This is a genomic window from Stenotrophomonas maltophilia group sp. Smal17, from assembly GCF_030237045.1.
In the GTDB taxonomy this organism is placed as follows: Bacteria; Pseudomonadota; Gammaproteobacteria; order Xanthomonadales; family Xanthomonadaceae; genus Stenotrophomonas; species Stenotrophomonas forensis.
Window position 1 is genome coordinate 1 of the sequence record NZ_JASJSU010000156.1, and the last position, 3,904, is coordinate 3,904.

3 protein-coding genes are annotated in these 3,904 nt (G+C 66.9%); 1 reads left to right on the plus strand and 2 read right to left on the minus strand.

Annotated features, from left to right (window positions below; all coding sequences use genetic code 11):
• Positions 1 to 9 precede the first annotated feature (9 nt).
• Both QRO93_RS21165 and QRO93_RS21170 read right to left on the minus strand, forming a co-directional pair.
• Positions 10 to 2,031 carry a triacylglycerol lipase gene (locus QRO93_RS21165; RefSeq protein WP_180879652.1) on the minus strand — a complete coding sequence of 674 codons (2,022 nt, stop codon included), beginning with the start codon at positions 2,029 to 2,031 and terminating at the stop codon, positions 10 to 12.
• Positions 2,031 to 3,005, minus strand: a complete 975-nt coding sequence (locus tag QRO93_RS21170) for a DUF4105 domain-containing protein (protein WP_180879694.1) — start codon at positions 3,003 to 3,005, stop codon at positions 2,031 to 2,033. Before QRO93_RS21170 ends, QRO93_RS21165 begins: the two co-directional genes overlap by 1 nt.
• A 171-nt stretch (positions 3,006 to 3,176) precedes the next feature.
• Here QRO93_RS21170 and QRO93_RS21175 point away from each other — a divergent pair, with 171 nt between their 5' ends.
• Positions 3,177 to 3,581, plus strand: coding sequence for a GFA family protein (locus QRO93_RS21175; protein ID WP_053448989.1), 405 nt, complete (start codon positions 3,177 to 3,179; stop codon positions 3,579 to 3,581).
• Positions 3,582 to 3,904 lie beyond the last annotated feature (323 nt).

A 3,904-nucleotide genomic window follows, 5' to 3' on the forward strand; every position in this document is an offset into this window, starting at 1 on the left:
CGCCCCCCACTACCTGCTACCGGTGCCCACGTCGTCGATGTCCCGGTGCAGGATGCGCCGCACTTCCAGCACAGCCTGTGGGGTCTCCTGCACGCTGTGGCCGGAGATGATCACCTTCTCCGACAGCGCGCCCGGCAGGTGTGCGCTCCAGTACGGCACCAGCCCGTCATCTGACTTCTCCACCGGCAGTTCCGGTTTGCGCTGGGCGATGATCGAGTGGTATTTCAGGCCGGCCTCGATCGGCAGCTGCGCAGCCGCCTTCACGAATGGATCGCTGGCCTTGAGGTTGTCGATGCTGTTGGGAATCTTCGGCTTGGCGGTGCCATCGACCTGCTGCTCGGCCTGTGCCAGTGCCATGAACACATCCTCGAACTTGCCGAGAATGGTCAGCGGCAGGCGCACCAGCCGTCCGATCAGGCGGCCGACCTTGTTGCCGGCGATATCGGTGCCCTGGTGCGGCGCGGCGATGAAGATCGCGCGCTCCACGTTCGGCTGCGCCTTGAAATGCAGCAGCGGCCCCAGCTTGGCCTGCACGCGCTTCAGGCGCTCGCCCTTCAGGTCGTAGTTGGCCAGCAGGTCATTCCACAGCACATCGCCGGAATCACTGACCAGCAGGCGGGCCAGCACGCCGCCCATGCTGTGCCCGATGTAGACCATGTCCTTCGATGCCCGCGTGCTGCCATCGGGGTCGAAGTGCTTCAGCGTGTCATTGAACGCATTGGCGATCTCATAGCGGTTCAGCGCGATCGGCGCATTGGTCGGGTAATAGACCTGCCACACCTGGAACTGCTGGCGCAGCTCGGGGTCGCCCATGATCTCGTTGGCCAGGTTCACCCAGGCCTCCGGGCTGCTGGCCAGGCCGTGCAGCATGAAGATGATGCGACGGTTCGGGTCCCACGGCTGCATCAGGTAGATGTGCGGCTCACCGATGCCCTCGCTCATGCCGAACAGGGTGCGCAGCGACTGCCGGGCGAAGCCGCTCTGCGCCAGCCACAGGCCGTACGCTGCGGTGAAATTGCCGGCCAACGGCACCTGCTCGCCGTGCAGGGTGATGCGCTCGGTGGCTTCCGGCGAGTAGGCATCCAGCTCGACCCGGCGCGTGCGCATCACGTCGTCCAGGCTGCTGCCCTCGAAGCGCAGCAGCGCGGTGACGTTGATCGAGGACATCTCGCTGAACTCGGGCACCGAATCGTCATGTCGATGGCGGCGGCCACGGCGCGCGTCATCCTCATCATCCGCAGCGGTTTCAGCCTTCGGGCCGTCCGGCGCGATCACCGGCGCGACCAGCTTCGGCGGGTCCATCACCATCACCAGTTCGGCACCGAAGCCATCGCGGCGATAGGTGCTGCGCAGGCCGACGAAGCTGACCGTTCCGGCCGGCACCAGCTGCGCGGGAATGCTCTTCAGTCCCAGCTGCTGGTAGTTGGAGGCCAGCGACCAGCTGCCGACCGAGATCGGCTTCGTGTAGTCCTCGCCCGCCAATGCAGAGGCACGCGCGCGCACGAACAGTACGACCGCCGCTTTCTCGGCCGCGTAGTTGTAGTAGTCGCGCACCTGCGTCTGCCGGTCCTCGAAGGCGCGGTCAGACGGCGAACGGCCACTGTAGAACAAGTAGGCATAGGCGTAACGGGCCGCTTCCAGCCAGGCGTCCAGCGCGGCATCGCTCATCGGCGGATCGCCGGCCGCGGTCTTCTTCGGGGTCAGCGCCAGTGCCGCCTTCACCCACAGTTCGGACAGCGCCGACAGCCGCTGTTCGACGTTGAGGTCATCGGTCATCAGCAGCGTGCTGCGGCAGACCAGGAAGTCCTTTTCGCACTGCGATTCGTCCAGGCCTGCAGCGCTGAGCGTCTCGCGCGCGGCCGGGCTGAGCTTGCCGGTGTTGAGCACGTCGGCACGCTTGTTGACCAGCGAATCACTGGACGTGACCTGCTTGACGGTAACCATCGCGCAGCCGCTGCTGCCCAGCAGCAGGAAGGCGGCGAACAACGCCGGCAGCAGGCGCTGCCAGCGGGCCAGGGGGCGTTGGGTCATTACTGCGGGTCCTGCTCGGTGCCGGGCACGTCCTGGCGGATTGCGGTGGAGAAATGCGCGCCGTCACCCAGGTCCAGCGCGCGCTGGGTGATGCGGCCCTTGTCGTGCAGTTCGGCGTACGGCACGCCCGGGGTGAGCGCGCCGACCTCCTGCGCGTACTCGGCCAGGTAGCCCGACAGCAGCAGGCGATAGTCCAGCGGCAGCCGCGGTGCGATGTGGCGGGCCAGGTCGAAGACGATGGTGGTGCAGTTGCTGGTCAGCGTGTTGTAGAAACCCGGCTTCGCATCCAGTTCGCGCGCCTGCTCGATGTAGGCGGCGAACAGTTCCTTCAGCTGCGTGCGGTCCATGCCGTGCAGGCGGTACAGATAGACATCCTCGCCCCGCGCATTGGTGCGGGTGCGGATGATGTCGGTCTCCTCGGAGGCCACCAGGGTCATCTCGAACTTGCGGAAGAAGCCGCCCAGCGCCGAGAACGATTCACCCCGTTCCTTGCGGATCTCCAGCGAGAACACCACGTGGCGGCCATCGTCGAAGCCGAACGAGATCAGCGTGTGGGCGATTGCCGGGCCCATCCAGTACGACAGCACCAGATCGGCCGAGCGCAGCTGGTCCAGGTCGTACTCGCGGCGCACCCAGCGCGCGTCATAGTCGGTTTCGCTGCGCCAGGTGAAATCACGGACGTTGTCCAGCACCACATGACGCCCATCGAACGACACCACGTGCAGGCGCTGGGCCACGTCATCGGCCCACACGCGGTCCTGGCGCGGCGCCAGCAGCAGCCACCACAGCGCGGCCAGCGCCACTGCTGCGCCGAACCCCAGGCCCAGCCGGCGGTTGCCTCGGCCGCGTGCGACCTTCCACGATGCCCACAACGCGACCAGCAGCCACAGCACGGCCACCGTCGTGGCCAGCGCACCCGGCCCCGGCAGCTGGTAGGCCAGCAGCCCGGTCACCCACAGCGCCGCCAGCGCCATGGCACTTCCTGTCATCCAACGTCCTGCGGTGTTCACTGGCATCCTGTGGCGGTATTCAAGCCGCATAGTTAGCCACAAGCCGCATCAGCGTGGCATCTACGGCCCGTTCAGCCAGGCCGGCGCACCGTCGGCAGCGGCGCCCGAAGCCAGGTTCACCACACAGGAGCATCAATGGGCATTACATCCGTGGCCGGCGTTCCGGTCCAACCCCGGCACCGCGCAACCTGCCACTGCGGCACGGTCGAACTGCTGCTGGATCTGCCGGACGGCATCGTCGACCCACGCCGCTGCGACTGCTCGATGTGCCGGCGCCGTGGCGCCATCGCCGCCAGCGTGACCCGTGCGGGCCTGCAGGTGGTGCGCGGGCAGAACCACCTGCGGCTGTACCAGTTCAACACCCATGTGGCCGAGCATTACTTCTGCGGTGTGTGCGGCATCTACACCCACCACCGGCGTCGCTCCAATCCCGAGCAGTACGGCTACAACGTGGCCTGCCTGGAGGGCATCGACCCGTTCGCGCTGGGCGTGATCCCGGTCAACGATGGCGTCAACCACCCGGCCGACCGCAGCGCCTAGTGCCGCGTGCGTCGCAGCGGTGCCGCCACTTTCTGCCAGGGGGCCATGCCACTGCGACCGGCGCGTGCGGGGCGTTTCAGCCAAGGGCGGCGAGGCGCTGTCTGCGGCTCGGCAGCGACCGGGGGAGGAAGGGGCCTGCGGCCAGGCCAGAGATGATCGAGCAGCCACATGGCGGGTCTCCGTGGGGGACGGGGACAACCGAGACTAGGCGCTGGCCGGCATAGGGGGCGTGAGGCGGCGAAGTCTCGATGATGACAAGCCATTGAGAATCATTTGCAACAACAGGGTGCAATCCCGATAATCCGCGGCGATCTTCCGTGGAC